Annotated in this window: 25 protein-coding genes; 19 read left to right on the top strand and 6 right to left on the bottom strand. The window is 59.9% G+C overall.

What is annotated here, in order from left to right:
• Window positions 1-121: 121 nt before the first annotated feature.
• On the bottom strand, window positions 122-1,327 hold the full coding sequence (gene carA, locus A6U87_RS22070) for a glutamine-hydrolyzing carbamoyl-phosphate synthase small subunit (protein ID WP_065693773.1): 1,206 nt from the start codon (window positions 1,325-1,327) through the stop codon (window positions 122-124).
• 272 nt (window positions 1,328-1,599) lie between these two features.
• Between carA and A6U87_RS22075 the strand changes: the two genes are divergently transcribed.
• Window positions 1,600-2,052: a GatB/YqeY domain-containing protein gene (locus tag A6U87_RS22075; protein ID WP_065693774.1), complete on the top strand. Its 453-nt coding sequence runs from the start codon at window positions 1,600-1,602 to the stop codon at window positions 2,050-2,052.
• On the opposite strand, the gene A6U87_RS22080 is transcribed toward A6U87_RS22075, so the two are convergent.
• Entirely contained in the window at window positions 2,045-2,932 is an 888-nt protein-coding gene (locus A6U87_RS22080; RefSeq protein WP_065693466.1) for a hypothetical protein, read from the bottom strand. The two genes, A6U87_RS22075 and A6U87_RS22080, sit on opposite strands and share 8 nt — an antisense overlap.
• A 647-nt stretch (window positions 2,933-3,579) precedes the next feature.
• Between A6U87_RS22080 and dnaG the strand changes: the two genes are divergently transcribed.
• The 10 genes from dnaG (at window position 3,580) to A6U87_RS22130 (ending at window position 15,103) form a co-directional block, all read left to right on the top strand.
• Complete coding sequence (gene dnaG / locus A6U87_RS22085) at window positions 3,580-5,562, top strand: DNA primase (protein WP_065693467.1); 1,983 nt, start codon at window positions 3,580-3,582, stop codon at window positions 5,560-5,562.
• A complete protein-coding gene (gene recQ, locus A6U87_RS22090; protein WP_065693468.1) occupies window positions 5,562-7,418 on the top strand; it encodes a DNA helicase RecQ in 1,857 nt (618 codons plus the stop codon). Before dnaG ends, recQ begins: the two co-directional genes overlap by 1 nt.
• Window positions 7,419-7,518: 100 nt before the next feature.
• Complete coding sequence (locus tag A6U87_RS22095) at window positions 7,519-7,962, top strand: cupin domain-containing protein (protein WP_065693469.1); 444 nt, start codon at window positions 7,519-7,521, stop codon at window positions 7,960-7,962.
• A gap of 125 nt (window positions 7,963-8,087) precedes the next feature.
• On the top strand, window positions 8,088-9,275 hold the full coding sequence (locus tag A6U87_RS22100; protein WP_065693470.1) for a glycine C-acetyltransferase: 1,188 nt from the start codon (window positions 8,088-8,090) through the stop codon (window positions 9,273-9,275).
• A 21-nt stretch (window positions 9,276-9,296) separates the two neighbouring features.
• The gene (tdh, locus tag A6U87_RS22105; protein WP_065693471.1) at window positions 9,297-10,334 is read left to right on the top strand and encodes an L-threonine 3-dehydrogenase; all 1,038 of its coding nucleotides are present in this window, start codon (window positions 9,297-9,299) and stop codon (window positions 10,332-10,334) included.
• Window positions 10,335-10,347: 13 nt separating this feature from the next.
• Window positions 10,348-10,695: a GFA family protein gene (locus tag A6U87_RS22110; protein ID WP_065693472.1), complete on the top strand. Its 348-nt coding sequence runs from the start codon at window positions 10,348-10,350 to the stop codon at window positions 10,693-10,695.
• Between the two features lie 85 nt (window positions 10,696-10,780).
• Window positions 10,781-11,032, top strand: coding sequence for a hypothetical protein (locus A6U87_RS22115; RefSeq protein WP_141684029.1), 252 nt, complete (start codon window positions 10,781-10,783; stop codon window positions 11,030-11,032).
• A 126-nt stretch (window positions 11,033-11,158) separates the two neighbouring features.
• Window positions 11,159-13,213 carry an RNA polymerase sigma factor RpoD gene (rpoD, locus tag A6U87_RS22120; protein ID WP_065693474.1) on the top strand — a complete coding sequence of 685 codons (2,055 nt, stop codon included), beginning with the start codon at window positions 11,159-11,161 and terminating at the stop codon, window positions 13,211-13,213.
• Window positions 13,214-13,418: 205 nt separating this feature from the next.
• Window positions 13,419-13,712 carry a GYD domain-containing protein gene (locus tag A6U87_RS22125; protein ID WP_065693475.1) on the top strand — a complete coding sequence of 98 codons (294 nt, stop codon included), beginning with the start codon at window positions 13,419-13,421 and terminating at the stop codon, window positions 13,710-13,712.
• 119 nt (window positions 13,713-13,831) lie between these two features.
• A complete protein-coding gene (locus A6U87_RS22130; protein WP_065693476.1) occupies window positions 13,832-15,103 on the top strand; it encodes a DUF930 domain-containing protein in 1,272 nt (423 codons plus the stop codon).
• A 47-nt stretch (window positions 15,104-15,150) separates the two neighbouring features.
• Here the strand turns inward: A6U87_RS22130 and blaOXA are convergent, their stop codons facing one another.
• Window positions 15,151-15,963, bottom strand: a complete 813-nt coding sequence (gene blaOXA / locus A6U87_RS22135; protein WP_065693477.1) for a class D beta-lactamase — start codon at window positions 15,961-15,963, stop codon at window positions 15,151-15,153.
• A gap of 107 nt (window positions 15,964-16,070) precedes the next feature.
• On the opposite strand from blaOXA, the gene A6U87_RS22140 reads away from it, so the two are divergent.
• Both A6U87_RS22140 and A6U87_RS30225 read left to right on the top strand, forming a co-directional pair.
• Window positions 16,071-16,955 carry a LysR family transcriptional regulator gene (locus A6U87_RS22140; protein ID WP_065693478.1) on the top strand — a complete coding sequence of 295 codons (885 nt, stop codon included), beginning with the start codon at window positions 16,071-16,073 and terminating at the stop codon, window positions 16,953-16,955.
• Window positions 16,956-17,154: 199 nt separating this feature from the next.
• Complete coding sequence (locus A6U87_RS30225) at window positions 17,155-17,316, top strand: hypothetical protein (RefSeq protein WP_198928745.1); 162 nt, start codon at window positions 17,155-17,157, stop codon at window positions 17,314-17,316.
• Between the two features lie 56 nt (window positions 17,317-17,372).
• Here the strand turns inward: A6U87_RS30225 and A6U87_RS22145 are convergent, their stop codons facing one another.
• Window positions 17,373-18,233: an AraC family transcriptional regulator gene (locus A6U87_RS22145; protein WP_065693479.1), complete on the bottom strand. Its 861-nt coding sequence runs from the start codon at window positions 18,231-18,233 to the stop codon at window positions 17,373-17,375.
• Between the two features lie 132 nt (window positions 18,234-18,365).
• Between A6U87_RS22145 and A6U87_RS22150 the strand changes: the two genes are divergently transcribed.
• Together A6U87_RS22150 and A6U87_RS22155 are read left to right on the top strand one after the other, a co-directional pair.
• Entirely contained in the window at window positions 18,366-19,298 is a 933-nt protein-coding gene (locus A6U87_RS22150; protein ID WP_065693480.1) for a phytanoyl-CoA dioxygenase family protein, read from the top strand.
• 85 nt (window positions 19,299-19,383) lie between these two features.
• Window positions 19,384-19,764, top strand: a complete 381-nt coding sequence (locus tag A6U87_RS22155) for a DUF427 domain-containing protein (RefSeq protein WP_065693481.1) — start codon at window positions 19,384-19,386, stop codon at window positions 19,762-19,764.
• Window positions 19,765-19,890: 126 nt separating this feature from the next.
• On the opposite strand, the gene A6U87_RS22160 is transcribed toward A6U87_RS22155, so the two are convergent.
• A complete protein-coding gene (locus A6U87_RS22160) occupies window positions 19,891-20,916 on the bottom strand; it encodes a porin (RefSeq protein ID WP_065693482.1) in 1,026 nt (341 codons plus the stop codon).
• 484 nt (window positions 20,917-21,400) lie between these two features.
• Here A6U87_RS22160 and A6U87_RS22165 point away from each other — a divergent pair, with 484 nt between their 5' ends.
• Window positions 21,401-22,357 carry a LysR substrate-binding domain-containing protein gene (locus tag A6U87_RS22165; protein WP_141684030.1) on the top strand — a complete coding sequence of 319 codons (957 nt, stop codon included), beginning with the start codon at window positions 21,401-21,403 and terminating at the stop codon, window positions 22,355-22,357.
• A gap of 12 nt (window positions 22,358-22,369) precedes the next feature.
• Here the strand turns inward: A6U87_RS22165 and A6U87_RS22170 are convergent, their stop codons facing one another.
• Complete coding sequence (locus A6U87_RS22170) at window positions 22,370-22,822, bottom strand: VOC family protein (RefSeq protein WP_065693483.1); 453 nt, start codon at window positions 22,820-22,822, stop codon at window positions 22,370-22,372.
• Between the two features lie 197 nt (window positions 22,823-23,019).
• Here A6U87_RS22170 and A6U87_RS22175 point away from each other — a divergent pair, with 197 nt between their 5' ends.
• The 3 genes from A6U87_RS22175 (at window position 23,020) to A6U87_RS22185 (ending at window position 24,279) form a co-directional block, all read left to right on the top strand.
• Window positions 23,020-23,373 carry a DUF1428 domain-containing protein gene (locus A6U87_RS22175; RefSeq protein ID WP_065693484.1) on the top strand — a complete coding sequence of 118 codons (354 nt, stop codon included), beginning with the start codon at window positions 23,020-23,022 and terminating at the stop codon, window positions 23,371-23,373.
• A 78-nt stretch (window positions 23,374-23,451) separates the two neighbouring features.
• Window positions 23,452-23,874, top strand: a complete 423-nt coding sequence (locus A6U87_RS22180) for a secondary thiamine-phosphate synthase enzyme YjbQ (protein WP_065693485.1) — start codon at window positions 23,452-23,454, stop codon at window positions 23,872-23,874.
• Window positions 23,875-23,976: 102 nt separating this feature from the next.
• On the top strand, window positions 23,977-24,279 hold the full coding sequence (locus A6U87_RS22185) for a hypothetical protein (protein ID WP_065693486.1): 303 nt from the start codon (window positions 23,977-23,979) through the stop codon (window positions 24,277-24,279).
• Window positions 24,280-24,353: the final 74 nt, after the last annotated feature.

Below are 24,353 nucleotides of genomic sequence, written 5' to 3' on the forward strand. Positions count from 1 at the left end.
TCCCTTCCATCCGGCGTCTCTCCGGGAACGCGGCGGCATGGTGCGCGTTCCACGCCCCATAAGAAAACCGCCTGCAACGGTCTGCTGCAAGCGGTTTCTGTATTTCTCAGGGGTGTCAGGCTTAGCGTTCGGCCAGTGCCGCTTCGCCTTTCTTCTCGCGCACCATGTTGATGAAGCGGCGGAAGAGATAATGGCTGTCCTGCGGGCCGGGGGAGGCTTCCGGATGGTGCTGGACGGAGAAGATCTGCTTGCCTGAAACACGCAGGCCGCAGTTGGTGCCGTCGAACAGAGAAACATGAGTCTCCTCAACACCTTGCGGCAGCGACTTCGTATCGACCGCGAAGCCGTGGTTCATCGAGACGATCTCGACCTTACCTGTCGTGTGGTCCTTGACCGGATGGTTGGCGCCGTGGTGGCCCTGATGCATCTTTTCGGTCTTGGCGCCGAGCGCGAGGCCCAGCATCTGGTGGCCGAGGCAGATGCCGAAGACCGGAATGTCGGTCTTGATCAGCGACTGAATGACGGGAACGGCGTACTCGCCGGTTGCCGCCGGGTCGCCCGGGCCGTTCGACAGGAAGATGCCGTCCGGCTGCATGGCGAGCACGTCCTCGGCGCTCGTCGTTGCCGGCATCACGGTGACCTTGCAGTCGAGGCCGGCAAACAGGCGCAGGATGTTGCGCTTGACGCCGTAGTCGAGGCAGACGACGTGATACTTCGCGTCCTCGGCCTTCAGTTCGCCGTAGCCTTCGTTCCAAACCCAAGGGGTCTGCGACCACTGCGAGGACTGGCCGGAAGAGGCGATCTTCGCGAGGTCGAGACCTTCGAGGCCGCTCCATGCCTTGGCTTCGGCCTTCAGCGTTTCGATGTCGAAGACGCCGTTCGGGTCATGGGCGATGACCGCGTTCGGTGCGCCGTTCTCACGGATCCAGGCGGTGAGTGCACGGGTGTCGATGCCGCAGAGGCCGATGACGCCGCGAGCCTTCAGCCAGGCGTCGAGATGCTTGACGGCGCGGTAGTTGGAGGGGTCGGTCATGTCGGCCTTGAAGATGACGCCGACCGAGCCGTGGCGTGCTGCCGGCGTCAGGTCTTCGATGTCTTCATCGTTGGTGCCGATGTTGCCGATGTGCGGGAAGGTGAAGGTGACGATCTGGCCGAGGTAGGAGGGGTCGGTCATGATCTCTTCGTAGCCGGTCAGTGCGGTGTTGAAGACGACTTCGGCCTGGACCTTGCCGGTCGCGCCGATGCCCTTGCCTTCGATCACTGTGCCGTCTGCCAGAACGAGCAGGGCGGTGGGCTTTTCGGTTGTCCAGGGTGCTGTCGCGGTCATCTTCATCCCGTTTCCGGCAGCCACGCGTCCTTGGGCAACGCTGGCCGGCCATTTGGTTCGCAAGCATATGCGCGCGGCAAGGCGCACGCTCTCAGGCCTGATCACGAATTTTGGTGCAGGTGGCGGTAAATAGCCACGCTATTTCCTGAGGTCAATCTTTGTACCCGACATAAAGGCGCTTTTCTTTCGCTTTCTGCGGGGTTTCTCGCAATTTATTTGATCGCAAGCATTCGTCTGGTTTATGAAGCGGCATTCAAACAGGAGTGATTATGATGTTGCGCGATCAACTCGCCGCCGCCCTCAAGGATGCGATGAAGTCCAAGAATGCCGAGCGTCTTTCGACCGTTCGCCTGATACAGGCGGCGATCAAGGACCGGGATATCGCCAATCGCGGCGCCGGCAAGGAAGAGGCCAGCGACGACGAAATCCTGCAGATCCTCGCCAAGATGGTGAAGCAGCGCGACGAATCGGCGAAGATCTACGACGAGAATTCCCGCCCGGAGCTCGCCGCCAAGGAACGCGCCGAAATCAAGGTGGTGCAGGATTTCATGCCGAAGCAGCTCTCCGATTCGGACGTGCGCGCAAACATCGCGGCGATCATAGCAGAGACGGGTGCTGCCGGTCCGAAGGACATGGGCAAGGTCATGGCGGTTCTGAAGGAGCGCTATGCCGGCCAGATGGACTTTTCGAAGGCCTCCGGCGCCGTCAAGGAACTGCTTAACTGATGCGTCTTGCGCCCGTCGTCGATGCGACGGCGGGCCCCAGCACGGCTTCGGCGGCTGCATCGATCACCGTGAACTTTGCCGCCTGATAGCGCCAGTACTCTAGGACGAAGCCGCCGGAGAGCCAGACATCTCCCTTGTATGACGGTCCGCTCCAGCCCATGCTTCCCATTTCAGCGGCCTGCGCCAGCAGCCGCTTCAGGTGCGTGTTCGATATCCTGAATTCGTCGCGGATCAGCTTGAGCGAAACAGGCCCGATCTCGATCCTCTTCTGCGAGCGATCAAAGGACGGCACGAGGCTCATCAGGTAGTCCATGACCAGTCCGCCCGATGTGGCCCAGTTGAACAGGTTGTAGGTCGGTCCGGGATCGCGCACGGCCTCGGTCTCGATGATGGCCTTTGCAATGAGCGGCTGGATGCGGGCGACAGTCGCGGGATTGGCCGTTACCTGGCCGAGCCGGTCGCCGCCGTCCAGATTGTCGAGAATATAAAGATGCGTGGCGATCCACTTGAAAAAGTGTTCTGACGCCGTCTCCGTCGGTTCCAGCAGCCGCGTGCGCTTGTCGGTCGCGCCTTCTATCGGGCGCAGAAAGCGATAGGCGAGCATCTCCTGGATGAACGCGGCCGCGGTGTTGCGGCTCGCAATGTCATGCTTGACGGCAAATGTAATGAAGCGGCCGGAGTAAAGCGCGCTGCTTGGCTCGTCCGGATAGCCGTAGTGAAGTGCAAAGCCGGCATGCGCAAGCAACCAACGCTGTTGCGAAGCAAATATCGAGGCGATCCGAGGGCTTTCCCTGTAAATCGTCAGCATTTCATGCGCGCAGCGCAAGACTGCCGAGAAGAAGGCGTCGCTCGCTAAAAATTCGTCAACTATGTGGGCCATGTGGTATTCCAGTGGTCCATCCTCATTGGACAGGCCAAAGGTAGCTGTCAATATTTCCTAAGGTCAAAAACGTCGGGAATCTGCGACTTGCTGAAAATTAAAGAAGGCAGGAGCTGGGGGAGCTCCTGCCTTCTTGCTCTTTGCTTCCGGCCAGCGACTCAGGGCGAAGCCCTCACCAGCGGGATAGTTGCAAAGGCACCCTTGCGAGGCGGCGCCGGGGGTAGGGATGGTGCCTCGCTCGGGGATCGCGTTGTTGAGTTGGAAGTTATTGCGGTGCGGAAAGTGTTTCAAATTACAAAAAAATAATAATTGGCCCAAATGGCTGCCTTAAGTGTGGCAGGGTTCTCCCTTCCGGCGGCGGCGGCATTCTACGTTTCGTCTTTAAGTCATTGTTCTAGAAAGATTTATGATTGATTCCTAAGTTCCTTTGTCGGGCGGTGACGAGGCGGTTAGGATGGCGAGCCGGTGCCACCGAAGACGATGTCGCACCCCTGTCGCAGGGGCCAGTAACGCATTGTTGATGGGACAAAAATCGGCCCTGAAGAGTGATGAGGCGCCCAGCCTGTGAATAGCGCGCCTTTCTGGCGGCAAAGTTCGTGGCATGCGGGGGGGAACTTGCTTATATGGAGGGTAGCCAAGAGGTTTAGATGCGCTTTTCAAATTCCTTTCTCGACGAGATACGCGACCGCGTGCCGATTTCGGACGTGATCGGTCGACGTGTGAGCTGGGACAAGCGCAAGACCAATGTGCCGCGTGGCGACTATTGGGCATGCTGCCCGTTCCACGGCGAGAAGTCACCGAGCTTCCATTGCGAGGATCGCAAGGGCCGATATCACTGCTTCGGTTGTGGAGTGACGGGCGATCATTTCCGGTTTCTCTCGGAACTCGAGGGTCTGAGCTTCCCCGAGGCCGTGCAGCAGATTGCTGACATGGCCGGGGTCGCCATGCCGATCGCCGATCCGATGATGGAGAAGCGCGAGAAGGAGAGAACCTCTCTTCTCGACGTCATGGAGCTTGCCACACAGTTCTTCCAGGATCAGCTGCAGACGGCCAATGGCGCGAGGGCGCGCGCCTACCTGCGCGATCGCGGGCTGACGGGGCGGACGATCGAAACCTTCCGGCTCGGTTTTGCGCCGGACAGCCGGAACGCACTCAAGGAATTCCTGGCCGGCAAGGGTGTGCCGAAGGAGCAGATCGAGGCCTGTGGGCTGGTCGTCCACGGTCCAGAGATACCGGTATCCTATGACCGGTTCCGTGATCGCATCATGTTCCCGATCCTGTCCTCACGCGAGAAGGTCATCGCCTTCGGCGGTCGCGCGATGTCGCCCGACGCTCCGGCCAAATATCTGAACTCGAACGAGACTGAACTCTTCCACAAGGGCAACGTGCTCTACAATTTCGCCCGCGCCCGGCGCGCGACGCAGGGAGCGAACGGCGAGGGCACGATCATTGCGGTCGAAGGCTATATGGATGTCATCGCGCTGCACCAGGCGGGCGTCGAGAACGCGGTTGCGCCGCTTGGCACGGCACTCACCGAAAATCAGCTGGAACTGCTCTGGAAAATGACGCCGCAGCCGGTGCTCTGCTTTGACGGTGACGGCGCCGGTATCCGCGCGGCCAACCGCGCCGCGGATCTGGCGCTGCCGCAGATCAAGCCCGGTCGGACTGTGCGCTTCGCCCTGCTGCCCGACGGCAAGGATCCTGACGATCTCGTGCGCAACGAGGGACGGGCTCCCTTCGACAAGGTGATGAGCCAGGCCAAGCCCTTGGCCGAAATGATCTGGAGCCGGGAGATCAGCACCGGAAACTTCGATACGCCGGAAGCCAAGGCGGAGCTCGAGGCGCGGCTGAAGCAGCTGGTGGCCGTGATTGCCGATGAAAACGTGCGTCGTCATTACCAACAGGACATTCGCGACCGGCTGAACAGCTTTTTCCAACCGCAGTACCAGAACCGCGGCAACGAACGGCGCAGCTTCGAGCGCGGCGGTCAGTCCAAGGGCCGCGGCAACGAAGGCCCGCGCGGTGCTCGCGTGTCAGGCGGCATTTCCGAGCGGCTGGCGCGCTCCGGGCTTGTGCGCGGGCATCAGGAAGTGCCGGCGTTGCGTGAAAGCGTGCTGGCGCTGACGGTCATCAACCATCCGGCCCTGATGCAGGATGAATATGATGAGATTGCATCCATCGACTACGACAGCCGGGACCTCCAGCGGCTGTGGTCCGGTATGCTGGGCGCGGCAGCGGCGGTCGCCGGTCCGCATCTGACCCGGGAGTATCTGGTCGAGCGGCTTGAGGAGCAGGGCTTCGCATCCCTGATGCAGGGGCTGGAACAGCAGATTCGGAATGCGCGCCTCTGGATCGCCACCGAAGAAGCGGCAATGGAGGATGCGCGCGAGGGATATCGCCAGGCGCTCGCCTTCCACAAGCGCGCGAAGGCGCTCCGTTGGCAGAAGATCGAGCTTGAACGCGAGATCGCCGAGGCGACGGAGACCGGCAACGGCGAGATCATCGACCAGTTGATGCGCGCGTTGCAGGAAGTTCATTTCGAAGGGCTTCGCCTTGAGAACCAGGAGGCGATCGTCGACGGCTTCGGCGTGCTGTCGGGTCGGGTCAAGAAAGCGGCGGCGAGCCATTGATGGACAGGAGAGAGGCCGCATTTTCCGCGGGAGATGCGCTGTTCGGTGCCGAGCGTTCTCCTCTTGGAATTCTCAACCGTGTCTACGGCTATCCGGCCTTTCGCGGCAAGCAGCAGCAGGTCGTGGAACACGTCGTTGCCGGCGGTGACGCGGTCGTGCTTTTTCCCACAGGCGCCGGCAAGTCGCTCTGTTTTCAAATTCCAGCCCTTTGCCGGGATGGCGTCGGTATCGTCGTATCGCCTTTGATCGCGCTGATGCGCGATCAGGTGGAGGCGATGAAGCAACTCGGCATTCGCGCGGCGGCGTTGAACTCCTCCCTGTCGCGCGAGGAGTTTATCGAGATTCGCCGGGCGCTTTCCGCCGGTGCTCTCGATCTTCTCTATGTAACGCCCGAACGCATTCTGATGGATGGCTTTCGCGATACGATCGGCAATTCGAAGATCGCGCTGTTTGCCATAGACGAGGCTCACTGTGTGTCCCAATGGGGGCATGACTTCCGGCCGGAGTACCGCGAACTCGGCAGGCTGGCGGAGCACTATCCTGATGTGCCACGCATTGCGCTGACGGCGACCGCCGATCCGCACACTCGCGACGACATAGCTGAACGGCTTGGCCTGACGAACGCGAAGGTCTTTACCACCAGCTTCGATCGGCCGAACATCTCCTACGAAATCGTCGAGCGTGACCAGCCGCGCCAGCAGTTGCTGCGTTTCCTCTCGGGCCACAAGGGAAATAGCGGCATCGTCTATTGCCTGTCGCGCGCCAAGGTCGAGGACACGGCGGAGTGGCTGAACGGGCAGGGCATTCGTGCGCTTCCCTATCATGCCGGCATGGATCGCGCGCTTCGCGATGCCAATCAGGATGCGTTTCTCAAAGAGGACGAACTCTGCCTCGTCGCAACCGTCGCCTTCGGCATGGGGATCGACAAGCCCAACGTGCGCTATGTCGCGCATCTCGATTTGCCGGGCTCCGTCGAAGCCTATTACCAGGAAACAGGACGCGCCGGGCGCGACGGGTTGCCGTCCGAAGTCTGGATGGCCTACGGCATGGCCGACGTCATCCAGCGGCGGCGGATGATCGATGAGGGCGGTGCGGCCGACGAGATCAAGCGTGTCGAGCGCGCCAAGCTCAATGCGCTCCTCGCCATCTGCGAAACGGCATCGTGCCGGCGCCAGGCAATTCTCGCGCACTTCGGAGAGGCGCATGGCGGTAATTGCGGCGGCTGCGACACTTGCCTGAAGCCGGTCGAGACCTGGGACGGGACGGATGCCGCGATCATGGCACTCGCCGCCATATACCGCACCGGCGAGCGTTTCGGGACCGGGCATGTGGTTGATGTGCTGCTCGGCAACGTCAACGAGAAGACGGAGCGGTTTGGCCACACGACGATGCCGGTCTTCGGCGCCGGGAAGGACATCGCGTCGCGAACCTGGCAATCGGTCTTCCGTCAGCTTCTGGCTATGGGGTTGATCCGCGTCGATCACGATGCTTTCGGTGCGCTGAAGCTGGAACCCGAGGCGCGTACGGTATTCAAGCGCGAACGTGAGGTGTTTTTCCGAAAGGATCGCCCTGCATCCGAACGCCGGACCAAGAAGACGGCCCAGGCCGAACGGCGGTCGGTGCTGTCGGGCGCCGACGGCGTTCTGTTCGAAGCATTGCGAGCCGAGCGCACATCGATTGCAAGATCGCTGGGGGTTCCGCCTTATGTCGTCTTCCCCGACACGACACTGATCGCCTTTGCAACGGAGCGGCCGCGGACGCACCAGGAATTGCTCGGCATTTCAGGGGTCGGTCAGTCGAAGCTGGAGCGTTATGGCGACGCGTTTCTCGAGGTCATCCTGAACCACGACGACTAGGCTTCGCGATCGCCGTCGTGGCTGGAGAAGCTCTCCTCCGCCTCCATGTACCGTATATTCATTTGTTCTGATATTTTGCCTCATCGTTGGGGGATATGTCATGACGATTTTCAAGAAGCCGGTCGCGTCCCTGCCGGGGCAGGAAAGGATTGCTCGCCACCCGCATGGTGGACGCGTTTTCATTCATGCTACAGCAGAGGAAACAGCGGGCGCGTTCGGCGCCTGGGAGACTTTTTCAGCACCGGGCACCGGGCCAACCTCGCACACGCACACCCGCGAGACCGAAATGTTCAGGGTGATCGTCGGTACCTATCGCTTCTGGTGCGGGGACGAAGTGATCGATGCTCCTGAAGGCTCGACCATCGTGCTGCCGCCGCATGTCCCGCATCGCTGGAAAAACATCGGCGATTTGCCGGGACGCATGATGGGCATCGTCACGCCCGGCGGCTTCGAGCGCTTCTTCGATGAGCTCGAACGCAGCGGTGCCGATACGCCGGAAAAGATTCTTGCGATCCAGGAACAATTCGGCCTGATCGAAGGCTGAACGTACGAGAGATTTGCCGAATATTCGATGGACTTTAGGTGTTCCGCTCGCGCGGGGCGCGCAAGACAATCGCGTACCGATGTGCTAGTCCGGCGAGATAGGGAACAACAGAGAAGGGCCATCCAATGACCTCACAATTCCTCTCTCATCTCCGTACGGAACTTGCCGGGCTGAAGGACGCCGGACTTTACAAGTCCGAGCGCGTCATCACCTCGAAACAGGCCGGTGAAATTGCCGTCGTTTCCGGCGAGCGGGTGCTGAATTTCTGCGCCAACAACTATCTCGGCCTTGCCAACAACGAGGAGCTTGCGGAGGCCGGCAAGCAGGCGCTCGACCGCTATGGCTACGGTATGGCCTCGGTACGCTTCATCTGTGGCACGCAGGAGGAGCACAAGCAGCTTGAGGCCCGCATTTCAGCCTTTCTCGGCATGGAAGACACGATTCTCTATTCCTCCTGCTTCGATGCCAATGGCGGGCTGTTCGAAACGCTGCTCGGCGAGGAGGATGCGATCATCTCCGATGCATTGAACCATGCCTCGATCATCGATGGCGTGCGCCTCTCCAAGGCCAAGCGCTTCCGCTATGTCAACAATGATATGGCGGCGCTCGAGGAGGAGTTGAAGAAGGCCGAGGGCAGCCGCTTCAAGCTCATCGCCACCGATGGCGTGTTTTCGATGGACGGGATCATCGCCAATCTCCAGGGCGTTTGCGACCTCGCCGAGAAATATGGCGCCATGGTCATGGTGGACGATAGCCACGCGGTCGGCTTCGTCGGCAAGCATGGGCGCGGGTCGGCCGAACACTGCGGCGTCGAAGGTCGGATCGACATCATAACCGGCACGCTCGGCAAGGCGCTGGGCGGTGCTTCCGGCGGCTATACGTCCGCCAAGGCGGAGGTCGTCGAATGGCTGCGGCAACGCTCGCGCCCGTATCTGTTCTCGAATACGCTTGCGCCCGTCATTGCCGCCGCATCGCTGAAGGTCTTCGATCTCATTGAGGGTGGCGATGCGCTGCGCGCTCGGCTGTCGGCCAATGCCGAGCTTTTCCGCTCGGAGATGACGAAGCTTGGCTTCACGCTGGCGGGCGAGGGGCATCCGATCATTCCTGTCATGCTTGGCGATGCCAAGCTGGCGCAGGACATGGCAGCGCTGATGCTGAAGAAGGGCGTTTACGTCATCGGCTTCTCCTTTCCTGTCGTGCCCAAGGGGCAGGCGCGTATCCGCACGCAGATGTCGGCGGCGCATTCGCGCGCGGATGTCGAGCGTGCAATCGCGGCCTTCGCGGAGGCGGGCCGCGAACTCGGAGTCATTTAAAGGGTTTGGGAGAGTAGGATCATGTCGAACATGATGAAGGCGCTGGTCAAGGCAAAGCCGGAGGTCGGGCTTTGGATGGAGCAGGTGCCGGTGCCGGAGGTTGGCCCGAACGACGTGCTGATCAAGGTGAAGAAGTCCGCGATCTGCGGCACCGATGTCCATATCTGGAATTGGGACCAGTGGGCGCAGAAGACCATTCCGGTGCCGATGGTCGTTGGCCACGAGTTCTGCGGTGTCATCGCCGAAATCGGCTCCGCGGTCACCAAGTATCATGTCGGCGAGCGTGTGTCCGGCGAGGGGCACATCGTCTGCGGCAAATGCCGCAACTGTCGTGCCGGGCGCGGACATCTCTGCCGCAATACGCTGGGTGTCGGCGTCAATCGCCCGGGTTCTTTCGGTGAATTCGTCTGCATTCCGGAAGCCAATGTCGTGCCGATCCCGGATGATATTCCCGATGAGGTCGCCGCCATCTTCGATCCCTTTGGCAACGCCGTCCATACGGCGCTTTCCTTCGATCTGGTCGGTGAGGATGTGCTGGTGACCGGCGCGGGTCCGATCGGCATCATGGGCGCCATGGTTGCCAAGCGGTCTGGTGCGCGCAAGGTCGTGATTACCGATATCAATCCGCATCGGCTGGATCTCGCGCGCAAGCTGGGTATCGATCACGTCGTCGACGCCTCCAGGGAGAACCTTGCCGACGTGATGAAGTCGATCGGCATGACCGAGGGCTTTGACGTCGGGCTTGAAATGTCCGGGGCGGCACCGGCGTTCCGTGACATGATCGACAAGATGAACAATGGCGGCAAGATCGCCATTCTGGGCATTGCGCCGGCCGGATTCGAGATCGACTGGAACAAGGTGATCTTCAAGATGCTGAACCTGAAGGGCATCTATGGACGCGAGATGTTCGAGACCTGGTACAAGATGATCGCCTTCGTCCAGGGTGGGCTGGACCTAGCGCCTGTCATTACCCATCGCATTGGGATCGACGATTTCCGGGAAGGGTTCGAGGCAATGCGGTCGGGAAATTCCGGTAAGGTCGTGATGGATTGGTCCTGAGGAGGGGACGAGGATGATCTATGAGGGAAGCTGCCATTGCGGCAATGTCGCATTCGAGGTCGAGGGGGATTTCAAGCAGGTGATCGACTGCAACTGCTCGCTCTGTCGCCGGCGCGGTGGCCTGCTGGCATTCGTCGCGCGCGACAAGTTCAAGCTCACAACGCCTGAGGAAAACCTGTCGACCTATACATTCAACAGCCATGTCATCAAGCATCGGTTCTGTGGGAATTGCGGTATTGCGCCGTTCGGCGAAGGTGTTCTCCCGAATGGTGATGCCATGGCGTCGATCAATGTGCGCTGCATTCCGGCGATTGATCTTGGGACATTGGAGATCGCGCCTTACGATGGGCAGTCGCGATAGGTCTGCGGTACTCGGGCGCTGGCCGACTTGACTTTGGCCAAGTCGAGACGAAGAGCCTTTTTGCCGTTGCCTGCAAGAATCCCGGATGCTCTTGTCTTCTCCTGGTGACATCCTATCTATGGATGGCAATCGCGTGAGCGGTGCGGAGCCTGTGGATAAGGCATTTTCCGAGTTTTCTGAGGCTTTTTTTCTGGAAAAGCTTGACGAGAACAAAAATTATGGGAATCACCGTTCGACTTGCAAAGCGGTGAACTGGGTCAAGGGCGGATCGCACAACCATGGCCGGACATTTGGTAACAACAAAGCTCTGTCGTCCGGCGCCGGCAATCGTGGTTAATCAGGCATTAAATCTCATCCCGTTAGGTGAGAGCATGTGATTCGAGACGGCCGCTTGCGGGGCTGGCTCCTAATACGGCCGTTCACCGCGGCGGATTTGAATAGCGTCAGGAAGGCGACGACATAAATGGCAACGAAGGTCAAAGAGAACGAAGAAGCGGAAGTCGAACGCGACGGCGGCACCGACGGCCCTCTTCTCGATCTTTCCGATGACGCGGTCAAGAAAATGATCAAGGCCGCGAAGAAGCGCGGCTATGTGACGATGGACGAGCTCAACGCCGTCCTGCCGTCCGAGGAAGTGACGTCCGAGCAGATCGAAGACACGATGGCGATGCTGTCCGACATGGGCATCAATGTCATCGAGGACGAGGAAGCCGAAGAAGCCAACGCCGGCGGCGGCGATGACGACGATTCCGGCTCCGACGACGACAACGAAGGCGGTGAGCTTGCTCCTTCCGGCGGTACCGCACTTGCGACCGCCAAGAAGAAAGAGCCGACCGACCGTACCGACGACCCGGTTCGCATGTACCTTCGCGAAATGGGCTCCGTCGAGCTTCTGTCGCGCGAAGGCGAAATCGCCATCGCGAAGCGCATCGAGGCTGGCCGCGAAACGATGATCGGTGGTCTCTGTGAGAGCCCGCTGACCTTCCAGGCGATCATCATCTGGCGCGACGAACTCAACGAAGGCACGACGCTGCTGCGCGAGATCATCGATCTCGAAACGACCTATTCCGGTCCGGAAGCCAAGGCTGCACCGCAGTTCCAGAGCCCCGAGAAGATCGAGGCCGACCGCAAGGCTGCCGAAGAAAAGGAAAAGACGCGCCGCGTCCGTTCCGGCGACGACGACATCACCAATGTCGGCGGCGAGGGCCTGCCTCCGGAAGAGGAAGAAGAAGACGAGGACGAATCCAACCTGTCGCTGGCCGCCATGGAAGCGGAACTGCGCCCGCAGGTCATGGAAACCCTCGACATCATCGCCGAGACCTACAAGAAGCTGCGCAAGCTGCAGGACCAGCAGGTCGAGCAGCGCCTGGCCGCTACCGGCACGCTGTCATCCGCTCAGGAGCGCCGCTACAAGGAACTCAAGGATGAGCTCATCAAGGCCGTCAAGTCTCTGTCGCTGAACCAGAACCGCGTCGACGCCCTCGTCGAGCAGCTCTACGACATTTCCAAGCGACTGATGCAGAACGAAGGCCGCCTGCTGCGCCTGGCGGAATCCTATGGCGTCAAGCGCGATAGCTTCCTCGAGCAGTATCAGGGCGCCGAGCTCGATCCGAACTGGATGAAGTCGATCGGCAATCTGGCTGCGCGTGGCTGGAAGGAATTCGCCAAGAGCGAAAACACGACGATCCGCGACATCCGCCAGGAGATCCAGAACCTTGCAACGGAAACCGGCATCTCGATCGCCGAATTCCGCCGCATCGTGTCAATGGTGCAGAAGGGCGAGCGCGAAGCGCGTATCGCCAAGAAGGAAATGGTCGAAGCGAACCTTCGCCTCGTCATCTCCATCGCCAAGAAGTACACGAACCGCGGTCTGCAGTTCCTCGACCTCATTCAGGAAGGCAACATCGGCCTGATGAAGGCGGTCGACAAGTTCGAATACCGCCGTGGTTACAAGTTCTCGACCTATGCGACGTGGTGGATCCGTCAGGCGATCACCCGTTCGATCGCCGACCAGGCGCGCACGATCCGTATTCCGGTGCACATGATCGAAACGATCAACAAGATCGTTCGTACCTCGCGCCAGATGCTGCACGAGATCGGCCGCGAGCCGACACCGGAAGAATTGGCCGAAAAGCTCGCCATGCCGCTCGAAAAGGTCCGCAAGGTCCTGAAGATCGCCAAGGAGCCTATCTCGCTCGAAACGCCCGTTGGTGACGAAGAAGATTCGCACCTCGGCGATTTCATCGAGGACAAGAACGCGCTTCTGCCGATCGACGCCGCCATCCAGGCGAACCTGCGCGAAACGACGACCCGTGTTCTGGCATCGCTGACGCCGCGCGAAGAGCGCGTTCTGCGCATGCGCTTCGGCATCGGCATGAACACCGACCACACGCTTGAGGAAGTCGGCCAGCAGTTCTCGGTTACCCGCGAACGTATCCGTCAGATCGAAGCGAAGGCGCTGCGCAAGCTGAAGCATCCGAGCCGCAGCCGCAAGCTGCGCTCGTTCCTGGACAGCTAGGATCGACACCGTATCACCAGGAAAAGCCGGGCTTCGTGCCCGGCTTTTTCTTTGGTTCGGGCGACTGGTGCGCGGCCGCTTTCGTTGTCTCCCTTTGGCGAGAGGAGTACAATGCCAGCCACGGGGGAAGGGACCGACCGCAGCGCTTGAGCGAAGGTCGCCAATTAGCCTGCGTGGACCAAGACCCTCCGTCGGGAGGTGTGCAATGACCACATATATCGTTCTTATCAATTGGACCGATCAGGGCATTCGCAATGTTCGCGATTCCGCCAAACGCCTCGACGCGGCCAAAAAGCTGCTCGGGGATATGGGCGGCTCTTTCCAGCATTTCTTTCTGACGCTTGGCGACCATGATCTCGTTGCAATCTGCGAGGCACCGGATGATGCGGTCATCGCCCGCTTCGGTCTTTCGCTCGGGATGGGCGGCAATGTCCGTACCCGGACGCTGAAGGCGTTTCCTGAAGCGGCCTATCGGGAAATCATAGGCTCGCTCGGATAGCCGAACAAACCGGCCTGCGCCGCAATTTGCCCGGCATGCCATTTTTCTGCTTTTAAGGCTTGATGCTGCCTTTTTAAAAGGCCACATCGACTGCTGGTTTTTGATCAACGTACGTGGGCATGCCGAAGATTCTGGACAGACGCTGGGGAGTGTTCGGCTGGGGCGTTTTCGCCTCCGTGTTGTTGCACCTTTTCGTCGGCGCTATTTTCTTCCTGGAACTACCTCGCCCAACTCCGAAGCCGGAAGAGGAAACCGTCAGCGTCGACCTCGTGCCGCCCCCCGAGGAGAAGAAGCCGGAGGAGAAAAAGCCCGAAGAGCAGGCGGCGCTGAAGGTGCCGGACGAGCCGAAACCCGAGGAAAAGAAGCCCGAGCAGCGGCCGGCGGCTCAAAAGCCTGCCGATGAGCAAAAGCCGGAAGAAAAGAAGGCCGAGGAGAAGAAGGCGGAGCCACCGAAGGAAGAGGCCAAGGCCGAGCCGCCACCGAAGCCGGCCGAGGAAAAGCCGCCAGAACCGCCCAAGCCGCCAGAAGAGAAACCGCCAGAGCAGAAGCCACCTGAAAAGCCGCCGGAAGCAAAGCCGGAGGAGAAGAAGGCGGAAGAGCCACCAAAGCCCGATCCCGCCGAACAGGCGAAGGCCGACGAGCAGCCTAAGGGCCAGGAAGGCAAGCCGCAGCCGATCCAGCCGTTGCGGCCCGTCTTTGAATTCGGAGACAAGGCGAGCGGGGAGAGAAAGGCTGAGGATGGCGACGCCTCGACCGAGACCGGCAAGCCTGCTGCGACACCCGACGCTGAAAAGCCTGCAGACGATCCCGTATCGGCGGGCAAGCCGGATGCCGGAGACACGCCGCCAGCCAAGCCCATGCCTGACGACATCAACCTACCGCAGGTCGATGTCGCCGATGCGCACCAGGAGAACAACGGACCTCCCGCCGAAGCGACAGGGGTGGTGACGACCGAGATCACGCAGGCCAAGCCCACTGATGCCGCGAAACCGGATCCCACAGCCACGGCCAAGCCGGCTGCCGACCCGCTGACCAAGGCGAAGAAGCTCTACTCGCAGAACGACACGGGCGGCGCGGTGGCCAGGACGGCGATCGATGGCCTGCCGCGTGGCACGCGCGTCGCTCAGCTTTGCAGCACGGAACTGGGCGAGCAACTCAAGCACTCGCCGCAGGGATACCGGCCGGAGCTACTTCCGTCCTCCTCTCGGCTGTCGCAGGGAACGGTGCTGGAAATCAAGCGCGGTGCCTTCCGCGCCAGTGCACGCTGGTATGACGTGAGCTTTCGCTGCGAGGTCGATGCCGAAGGCACGAAGGTTGTGTCGTTTGCCTATGACGTCGGCTCTGCGATCCCGAAGTCGCAGTGGCGGAGCCGAGGATTCCCCGATTTCTGATCGCGACGCGCCGGAAGCCTGTCGTGGCCTCCGCCGACACCCACCTGTTATTTCCCTGCGCCTGAGAGCATGGACGGCAGCTCGGAGAGAAGCGCATCGCGGGCGCGAACGCCTGCCGTGCCTTGGAGCTTTCTGTCATCCTGTATCAGGCGAGCGAAGACGACAGTGCGATCGCCCTTCTTCGCCCAGCCGACATACCAGCCCCAGGGATGCTGTTCGTCGAAGGTGTAGTCCGGGTTTCGCGGGTAGGCCATTCCGGTCTTGCCTTGAACGGTCCAGCCGCCTTGATCGGGCATGGTCTCGATCACCTTCAGCGTCATATCCATTGCGTGGGTGCTGACCGGAAGGTCACGGTTCACCAGCCTTCTCAGAAACGCGATCTGTTCCAGCGGCGATATCTTCAGCGACGAGGCGATCCACGCACGGTCGAGGCCGTTGTTCTTGCCGGCGTCGCCGGAGAAATCGGCATTGCCGTAGTTCAGCTTGGTCGCGTAGTCGTGGAGTGCCTTTTCGCCGAGCGCGTGGGTTATCCGCTGCGAGAACCAGACGACGGAGTATTTGAGCCAGCGAACCGCATCTGTCGGCTGCTTCCAGTTGTCGCCGCCCCAATCGACATCGCCCTTGTGGAAGGGAAGCGTCGGGTTGTGCTCGTCCTTGAGAAAGCCGGCGTCATAACCGATGACGCTGAGCGCGACCTTGAAGGTGGAGGCAGGTGTCACCCGGCCGGCGCAGTCGCCTTCCTGGACGATCGTTTTGCCTGTCTTGGCATCCGCCACGACCGTACAAATTGTTTTGGCCTGAGCCACGGACGCAAGAAGTCCGGTGGCTGCGAAAGCAAGGATGGCGGCGTGGAATTTCATCGTATTCCCTTTACATCTATCGTTTCGACGAAAGAGCTACCAGCGGTTTGACCCATCGACAAAGGATCAATATTGGGATTAGCCATTAGAAAAACTGGGGCATTGCCATGGTTCGGCCATATCTTCCCTTGAACGCATTTCGGGCTTTCGAGGCCTCGGCCAGGCATCTGAGCTTCACCAAGGCTGCGATCGAACTCAACGTCACGCAGGCGGCGGTTAGCCATCAGGTGAATGGTCTCGAGGCGCAGTTGGGCGTTACGCTGTTTCGGCGATTGCCGCGCGGGCTGATGATCACGACCGAGGGTGATAGCCTTCTGCCGGTGCTGCGCGACAGTTTCGATCGAATGGCCGGGGCAGTCGAACGGCTGCGCGACGGTCATGTTCGCGAGGTGCTCGCGGTGGGCGCGGTCGGAACCTTCGCCGTCGGTTGGCTCTTGCCGCGACTTGCCGCTTTTCGGGACCGTTACCCCTATATCGACCTCCGGCTTTCCACCAACAACAATCGCGTCGATCTGGCGGCCGAAGGGCTCGACCTTGCCATTCGGTTCGGCAGCGGTGCGTGGCATGCGACGGAGGCAACGCGGCTTTTCGAGGCGCCGCTATCGGTGCTGTGCACGCCCGAGATCGCCTGTGATCTGAGGGAGCCGGCAGATCTGCTCGACAAGGTGCTGCTTCGCTCCTACCGGCCTGATGAATGGAAGCAGTGGTTCCAAGCTGCCGGAGTGTCCAATCCCGGACCGATGCAGAACAGCATCGTTTTCGACACGTCGCTGGCGATGATGGAAGCCATTCAGCAGGGGGCGGGCGTTGGTCTCGCGCCGCCGAAGATGTTCGAGCGCCATCTTGCGATGGGTGCGATCGCGCAACCGTTTGAGACCACCGTGTCGATGGGCAGCTACTGGCTGACGCGGCTGCACTCGCGCCCGATGATGCCCGCCATGGCGGCATTCACCACGTGGCTCACGGAATTGATCGCGCAATCCGAGCGTTGAAAGGTGACGTCATCCCACTGAAGTTATGGAAATCACAGAAGTTTTGCTTAACGCTCTGGAAGCTTTCGCCAAATGCGCTAAGTTGGTTGTGTCGATCTGATACGGAAGCGCCGACCGCGCGCCGATCCAGTTCGACACAAGCATGACCGCTTAGCTTTGTCCCATCGCCGGATGTTAGCGGCACAAGAGGGACAATGAAATGTCGTACGAGATCGAACGTTTTTTCGAGCTGCAGGATGAGGCGACCAAGGTGGCCCTGATCGAGAGCAAAGGCGACGAACTCACGGACGTTCTGGTTGCCGCTCTGGAAGATGTGGCCGCGATCCTCGCAGGCGATGTGCGGCCTGAAACCCTGCACTAGGCAGCGGCTTCCCTCAGACTGATCTTCTACCCACAAGGCAGTGCCGTCCGGCGCTGTCATTGCGTGCGGAAGAGGTTGCGGTACTCACGCGGCGTCATTCCCTTGAGGCTGCGAAACTGCCTGTTGAAGTTCGCCAGAGAGGCGTATCCGATCACATCTGCGATGTAGCTGATTGGCTGCGGTGTGCCCGACAGACGGGCGCAGGCATCGCCGATCCTGATATGCGTGACGTAGTCCGAAATTGTCTTTCCCGTATGCCTAAGGAATAGCCGGTGCAGCCCGGAAAGGCTGAGAGCCGCGATGTCGGCCAGTTCAGGCAATTTGATCGACCGAGCGTAATTCGTGTGAATATGCGTCAGGACGCGGTCGATGCGGTCCCGGTTTTCGCCGGGAGCATCCTGCAGGGCAGGCGTGCTTGCGAGTGGCTGCGACGCATCGGTCGAAAGACGGTTGAGAACTGTCAGCAGTGTCAGCAGCCGTTCAGCCGGTGAGCACGAAAAGAGACCTTCGAACATGTTGCGCACCGACGCGGCCGCCGTCGGTGTGAATTGCAGTCCGCGACTGGCGCGCGCAAGCATGGTTGAAAGCGGACGGAACTCGATGAAGTCGTGCACCATCTGCTGCGCCCAATCGGGATGGAACCATATGACGAGCGCGATGTGCGGTTCGCCGGCCCCGATCTTTTCACGCGAGAACCAGGTGTGGGGCAGGTTGGGTCCAACCAGCACGAGATCGCCATCGTCGTATTCGCCGACATGGTCGCCAATGAAGCGCTGGCCGCGAGAGTTGAGCGTCAAGGTCAGTTCGAATTCGGGATGATGATGCCACTGGAAGGGGATCGCATCGTCCAGCCGCCGGTTCAGGCGGCTAAGCGAGCTGTCCGGCTCGAGCGTCAGTTTTTCGAGATAGGGCCTCATCCAGCATCTCAATCCTATAGGAAGGCAGAATAGTATCAGACTCGGCCATATGGTCACAACATTCTGCCTCGCGGACGGCTACGCTTCATCCATCGCCTGATCAGACAGGGATTGCGGAAATGGAGGGAATACATGCAACAGGCATTGAAGCGCGACGCTCACCCGACGTCATCGACCACGACGCAGCTGAAGGACATCCAGAAAACGATGCCGCTTCGGGTGCTGTCGGAAACGGATTGGCAGCATTGGATTACCAAGGGCTATGTGATCGTGCGGCAGGCGGTGCCTGCGGAGAATGTCGAGCGACTTGCCGAGGTGCTCTGGCGTTTTGACGAGAAGGAGCCCAACGACCAGTCTACGTGGTACGCGCCGCAGCGGCGTGAACACAAGATGAAGGAGCTGAACAACACCGGGATGCTGGAGATCTATAATCACCAGGCCTTGTGGGACAATCGCATGCAGCCGCGGGTCTACGGCGCCTTCGTCGACATATGGGATCGTGAGGATCTTTGGGTAACGATCGACCGCGCAAACCTCAATCCTCCGAAGAAGGTCAAGGGCAATCCCAACGGCTTCATCCATTGGGACGTCGATACCTCGATCCGCCCCTTGCCGATCGGCGTTCAAGGCGTGCTCAGCCTGAAGAAACAGGACGGCGATGTTGGCGGCTTCCAGTGCGTGCCCGAGCTATTCGAGCATTTCGAGGAGTGGGTGAAGACGCAGCCGGACGATCGCGATCCGATGCATCCTGATATGACAGGCTTGTCGGTCGTCAATATCGACATGGAGCCCGGAGACCTGATGATCTTCAACTCGCTGCTGGCCCATGGGGTGCGCCCGAACCATTCGGACAATCGCGTGCGCATGGCTCAGTACATCTCGATGCATCCGGCCGAATATGACAACGTTGCGGAACGGGAAGAACGCATTCGCCTGTGGCGTGAACTCGATCATCCCAAGCGCGACGCTTTCCCGGGCGACCCGCGCGAATGGGAGAGACACCATGCGACGACAGCCGAGTTGTCGCCGTTGGGGCGGAAGTTGCTCGGTCTCGAACGCTGGTAATCGACCCTTTGCGGGAGCGCCGACAGCTCCTGCAATTTCTTCGAGCTGCCCCTATATCCTCCCTAAGGGACAAGAGGAGTAGCCGATGTCAGTCCAGTCGATGAAAATACCCGGCCCCGATCATCCTATTACGATCACGCGCAATACGTCGCGCGTGATCGTCAAGCTCGGCGGACAGGTGATTGCAGATAGCCACAACACGCTGACGCTCAGGGAATCCACGTACGCGCCGGTCATCTACATACCGCGCTCGGATGTGGACCTCAGCCTCGTTGAGAGAACGCACGATCACACCTACTGCCCCTACAAGGGCGAAGCATCGTATTACAGCATCCCCTTGGGCGGGGCGCGCGCCGAGAATGCAATCTGGACTTATGAAAATCCCTACGCTGCCGTCAGCGAGATCAAATCGCATTTTGCGTTCTATCCGGAGCGCGTGGATTCGATCCAAGTGTTGCCGGCCTAGAGAGGGCGACAAGGAAGGTCCGGCAGGGAAACCGGACCATTCCCCGTAACTGATCGGAGGTCAATCGGATCAGAAAACGCAATACTGGAGGAGCCCCGGCAAAAGCCGGGGCGCCGGAAGTTCAGATTAGAACGCGCGCTGCAGACGGAAGAAGCCCGACGTTACTTCGTTGGCGTCATCCGGATCCGTGTAGTTCACGGTTGCCTTTGCGTAGAGGTTGTCAACGATCTGGTAGTCGACCGTTACGCCAACTGCCCAAGCGTCGCCCAGGCCCTTGAAGGACGTCGGGGTAGCCGAGTCTGTGTCGGTTACGTAGTTGCCGAAGTACTGAGCAGCCGGGGTGATCGTCAGCTTGTCAGTTGCCTTGAGGGCGTATTCAGCAGCGACGGTCCATTCGGACTGATCGTAGTAGCTGTTACGGCCGCTTGCCCAAGCAGCTGCGAGACCGATGGTGCCCGGTCCAACTTCGACGTAGCCGATACCACGGACAGCGCCTTCTTCGTTGTCGGTGTCGTAGGAACCGATCAACTGGTAGGAGAAGATGCCAGCCTTGCCGCCAAGACCAACAGCAACGCCAACGTTGTTCGCGTTTTCGCCGGGCTTGTAGTAGCCGTCTTCCAGCTCATCAACGCTGACACCAGCGTAGAAGTCGCCGCTTTCGTACTGATAACGAATCGAGTTGTGCAGCGTCTGGTGGCTGGACAGAACGTCGGTTTCGCCGCTCAAATCGTCATCCCACCAGCTGTAGAACAGACCAGCGCGGATGCCGGCGACGTCGATGTAAGCCGAATCCAGAGTGGTTTCCGTCGAGGTGTTGTCGCCGTTGTTACGCAGAACGATCACGCCGGTGAGCGGGCCGTACTCGGTGTCGCTCTTGGCGGTGAACTGTACCTGGGCGCGAGTGCGAGCGTTCCAGTCGGAGCTACCCTTCTGATCCGGGCCGCCATAGACTTCGAAACGCAGGTAACCGCCGATCTTGAGGCAGGTTTCGGTGCCGGGGATGTAGAAATAGCCCGTGCCGTACGCGTCGCAGACGCGGACGTATTCTACCGGTTCCGGCTCGGCTGCTACGATTGCGTCAGCAGCGAAGACCGGGGAGGACGCAGCCGCGAGAGCTGCGGCCGAGGTCAACATAACCATCCGTATGTTCATTTGAAATCCATTTCCTTTTCGAAGGGACTGCCGCCGATAAAACAAAAGTGATGGCGGCCGTTCCGGTAATTGCCTTTCGGCGCGCGGATCAGCGAACCGCTGACTTTTCATTTCATCCCAAAGTAAATCTATCAATTGAGCAGTGAATGAAATCGAACTTTAAACAGTTTATTTCAATTAAATTGTGGTTTTTCTGCAACAATTTCAATGACTTAGGCGCGCGCCAACGGGAGCGTCGCTGTTGGCGCCGCGTCGAAATCCTGAAGCTGTAGCGAATGCTCTCATGAGCGGTTGAACGACATCGCGGGGAGCGATGCCGACGTGGTTACAGGCGCGAGATAGTACCGCACCGCAGCAAATTGAAGTGCGTCGATTGGAACGCAATGTTCCAAATTTGGAACGACGCTTTGGTTCTTGGCATTGTTGGGCAAGAAGCGTATTCGGGCGGCGGGAGCCTGAATTGCATTATTGAAAGAGACGCACTGTGTCTGCCGCAGAACAGATTTTCCCCGACATGAACGATTTCGTCTATTTCGCAGCGGTCGTCCGCCACGGCGGTTTTTCCGCCGCGGGGCGCGTTCTGGGTCTGCCGAAATCCAAGCTCAGCCGGCATATCTCGTCATTGGAAGAGCGGCTTGGCGTCCGGTTGATCGAACGAACAGTGCATCGGTTTCGTGTGACGGATATCGGCCATTCGCTTTATCGCCATTGCGAAAATATGCTTCGCGAAGCCGAGCGCGCCGCCAAGACCATGAACGACGCAAACGGCGAGCCGCAAGGCGTTGTCCGTATTGGTGTGCCGACGGGCCTGCTCGAAGGGTCCTTCGGAACGATGCTGCCGCGGTTTCTTTTGATGTATCCGAAGATCCAGCTGCAGGTGATCGCGACCGACCAGCGGGTCGATATTATCAACGAGCGAATGGATCTCGCCATTCGTGCGCAGCTGATCGATGAGACAGATTCAGAGCTGACGATGCGGGTGCTGAGCAAAGTGGATCTGATTCTGGTGGCGAACAAGGAACTCGCGAAGACACTGCCGCTGCATGGCGGGATCGAGTGTCTGGCCGATGTGCCGACGGTCTCCTTTACCGGTGCGATGGCGGAGTGGAGGGATGCCGACATCTGGGAGTTCAAAGGCCCCGATGGCGGGCTCCACAGGCATGAGCATAGACCGCGCATGAGTTGCCGGAGTGTCCATGCTGTTCTTGCCGCGATCGAATCGGGGGTCGGTGTGGGGCTGCTTCCGGATCACATTTGTGCTGATGGCATTCGCGATGGAAGCCTCGTGCACCTGCTGCCGGACTACCAGATGTCGCAGGCCACCATCTATCTTGTATTTACCGCATCGCGCGGTCTGCCCACGGCTGTTCGGGCCCTCGTCGATTTCCTCGTCGACGAGTTCCGGACGTTCCGGGTGACGATGCAGACTGCTGATGCCTAGCTGCGGCGAATGTCAGCTCGCATAGGCTTCGTCCAGTGCTGAAATGTCGATCTTGACCATCTGCATCATGGCAGCCTGCACCCGCATAGCCTTCTCGCCATCGGAATCATTCAGATAGCGCATGAGCGCGTCGGGAATGATCTGCCATGATACGCCGAAGCGATCCTTGAGCCAGCCGCACTGCTGCGGCTTGCCGCCATCGAGCAGGTGCTCCCAGTAATAATCGACCTCGGCCTGATCACCGCAGCGCACGAAGAAAGAGATTGCTTCGGTGAACTTGAATTGCGGGCCGCCGTTCAATCCCATGAAGCGCTGCCCTTCAAGTTCGAAGGTCGCGGCAAATGCCCGCCCGTCCGGCCCCCGCTTCACCTGAGCCTCGCCGGCGTTTCTGAATATTCCCGTGTAAAAGGCAATCGCTTCATCGAGCTGGTTGTCGAACCACAGGCATGGGGTGATTTTCTGCATTGGCTTGTCCTCCTGCGCACTATCTGTGTCGAGGATGAACGAAGGGGAGGTGGCACGACGCTGATCCTCGCTTTTTCCAACGGAAAGATCACGCGACCTTGCTCCTCTCACGAGGCGCCTATTCTTAAAGGAGGTGTCGGATCCGCCCAAGGTCGTTCGTCCTTGATCGTCGATGCAACAAACAAGGGAGTGAGAGCATGTCTTATGTCGATGGTTTCGTCGTTGCAGTGCCGAAGCAGAATATCGAAGCCTACAAGGCGTTCTCGGCGACCACAGGGGCGATCTGGAAAGGTTATGGTGCCAAGGAATATGTCGAATGCCTTGCCGACGATGTTCCCTATGGCGAACTCACCTCCTTTCCGCGCGCCGTGCAGGCCAAGGAAGACGAGATCGTTGTCTTCTCGTGGATCGTTTACGAATCGCGCGCGGCGCGTGACGAGATCATGTCCAAGGTCATGGCGGATCCCCGGCTGCAAGGGGATGAATGGAAGGCGATCTTCGACGGAAAACGGATGATCTTCGGTGGCTTCGCGCCCTTCCTGCGCCTTTGACGGCGACGTGCCGGGATTGACACGAGGCGCCCTCGGGCGCCATTTCGGTCGGACGCAAGGTCCGCCGGAGTATTTGTCATGCCGCAGAAAATGATCGCTCTATCGACACGCGGGCAAGGGCTTTACGAGTTCACCGACGCGGCGACGTCATTCGTTCGCTCGCTTGGCGCGGATGAGGGATTGCTGACCGTTTTCGTTCGGCACACCTCCTGCTCGCTGCTGATCCAGGAAAATGCCGATCCTGATGTTCGCACGGACCTCAACGCATTTTTCCGTCGTCTTGTGCCGCCGTCCTCGGACCCTTCAATGCGTTGGATCGTCCATACGATGGAGGGACCCGACGATATGCCGGCGCATATCAAGGCAGCGCTGACCCAGGTTTCGATCGGTATTCCTGTTTCCGCAGGGCGCATGGTGCTTGGCACCTGGCAGGGAATTTATCTGTTCGAACATCGAGATCAGCCACATCGGCGCGAAGTGGTGCTGCATTTCAGCGGCTGAACGTGGGGTGAATGGCCGGTTCGAAGATCGTTCATTTTCAGATGGTTATGGTCAACACAATCCCGCAAGGGAGATTGATGAAACCGATTTGAGAGTGCCACCATGCGTTATTTGTTTGCCAGGGTTACCTTTGCGGCTCTTGTCGCGCTTGCCTCCATTCCCTCCACGGCTTCGACGGCAGCCGCTGCCTCTCCGGAGCGCGCGTCGGTCATCGATATTCAATATCGCCCGGTTCACGGCTGCTCTCCGGTGCAGGCCGTACAGAAGGCGCGCTGGGCCGGTCTGCGCAATGCTCGGGTGACCAACATCACGCCTCGCAGGGTCGTCGTGTCCGGTCGCAACTATCGCGGTTGGGAGCAGATGTCCTTCGCCAACGTTCGCGGGTGCCCGTTGCTTCGCCGCTGATCGGTCGTCCCCATGCTTCGCCTTAGCGACGCCATTTTCGGGCTGCTTTGTGCGAATCGCATGTGAACATGCAC

It is taken from the genome of Rhizobium sp. AC44/96, from assembly GCF_001692185.1.
GTDB lineage: Bacteria > Pseudomonadota > Alphaproteobacteria > Rhizobiales > Rhizobiaceae > Rhizobium.

What these genes read in the sequence shown, in the direction of transcription:
- A6U87_RS22160 (WP_065693482.1), bottom strand. Translation starts at nt 20,916, where the DNA reads ATGAACATACGGATGGTTATGTTGACCTCGGCCGCAGCTCTCGCGGCT.
- A6U87_RS22175 (WP_065693484.1), top strand. Translation starts at nt 23,020, where the DNA reads ATGTCTTATGTCGATGGTTTCGTCGTTGCAGTGCCGAAGCAGAATATC.
- carA (WP_065693773.1), bottom strand. Translation starts at nt 1,327, where the DNA reads ATGACCGCGACAGCACCCTGGACAACCGAAAAGCCCACCGCCCTGCTC.
- dnaG (WP_065693467.1), top strand. Translation starts at nt 3,580, where the DNA reads ATGCGCTTTTCAAATTCCTTTCTCGACGAGATACGCGACCGCGTGCCG.
- A6U87_RS22185 (WP_065693486.1), top strand. Translation starts at nt 23,977, where the DNA reads ATGCGTTATTTGTTTGCCAGGGTTACCTTTGCGGCTCTTGTCGCGCTT.
- A6U87_RS22140 (WP_065693478.1), top strand. Translation starts at nt 16,071, where the DNA reads ATGGTTCGGCCATATCTTCCCTTGAACGCATTTCGGGCTTTCGAGGCC.
- A6U87_RS22095 (WP_065693469.1), top strand. Translation starts at nt 7,519, where the DNA reads ATGACGATTTTCAAGAAGCCGGTCGCGTCCCTGCCGGGGCAGGAAAGG.
- A6U87_RS22130 (WP_065693476.1), top strand. Translation starts at nt 13,832, where the DNA reads ATGCCGAAGATTCTGGACAGACGCTGGGGAGTGTTCGGCTGGGGCGTT.
- tdh (WP_065693471.1), top strand. Translation starts at nt 9,297, where the DNA reads ATGTCGAACATGATGAAGGCGCTGGTCAAGGCAAAGCCGGAGGTCGGG.
- blaOXA (WP_065693477.1), bottom strand. Translation starts at nt 15,963, where the DNA reads ATGAAATTCCACGCCGCCATCCTTGCTTTCGCAGCCACCGGACTTCTT.
- recQ (WP_065693468.1), top strand. Translation starts at nt 5,562, where the DNA reads ATGGACAGGAGAGAGGCCGCATTTTCCGCGGGAGATGCGCTGTTCGGT.
- A6U87_RS22150 (WP_065693480.1), top strand. Translation starts at nt 18,366, where the DNA reads ATGCAACAGGCATTGAAGCGCGACGCTCACCCGACGTCATCGACCACG.
- A6U87_RS22080 (WP_065693466.1), bottom strand. Translation starts at nt 2,932, where the DNA reads ATGGCCCACATAGTTGACGAATTTTTAGCGAGCGACGCCTTCTTCTCG.
- A6U87_RS22155 (WP_065693481.1), top strand. Translation starts at nt 19,384, where the DNA reads ATGTCAGTCCAGTCGATGAAAATACCCGGCCCCGATCATCCTATTACG.
- A6U87_RS22145 (WP_065693479.1), bottom strand. Translation starts at nt 18,233, where the DNA reads ATGAGGCCCTATCTCGAAAAACTGACGCTCGAGCCGGACAGCTCGCTT.
- A6U87_RS22125 (WP_065693475.1), top strand. Translation starts at nt 13,419, where the DNA reads ATGACCACATATATCGTTCTTATCAATTGGACCGATCAGGGCATTCGC.
- A6U87_RS22110 (WP_065693472.1), top strand. Translation starts at nt 10,348, where the DNA reads ATGATCTATGAGGGAAGCTGCCATTGCGGCAATGTCGCATTCGAGGTC.
- A6U87_RS22115 (WP_141684029.1), top strand. Translation starts at nt 10,781, where the DNA reads ATGCTCTTGTCTTCTCCTGGTGACATCCTATCTATGGATGGCAATCGC.
- A6U87_RS30225 (WP_198928745.1), top strand. Translation starts at nt 17,155, where the DNA reads ATGTCGTACGAGATCGAACGTTTTTTCGAGCTGCAGGATGAGGCGACC.
- A6U87_RS22170 (WP_065693483.1), bottom strand. Translation starts at nt 22,822, where the DNA reads ATGCAGAAAATCACCCCATGCCTGTGGTTCGACAACCAGCTCGATGAA.
- A6U87_RS22100 (WP_065693470.1), top strand. Translation starts at nt 8,088, where the DNA reads ATGACCTCACAATTCCTCTCTCATCTCCGTACGGAACTTGCCGGGCTG.
- A6U87_RS22180 (WP_065693485.1), top strand. Translation starts at nt 23,452, where the DNA reads ATGCCGCAGAAAATGATCGCTCTATCGACACGCGGGCAAGGGCTTTAC.
- rpoD (WP_065693474.1), top strand. Translation starts at nt 11,159, where the DNA reads ATGGCAACGAAGGTCAAAGAGAACGAAGAAGCGGAAGTCGAACGCGAC.
- A6U87_RS22075 (WP_065693774.1), top strand. Translation starts at nt 1,600, where the DNA reads ATGTTGCGCGATCAACTCGCCGCCGCCCTCAAGGATGCGATGAAGTCC.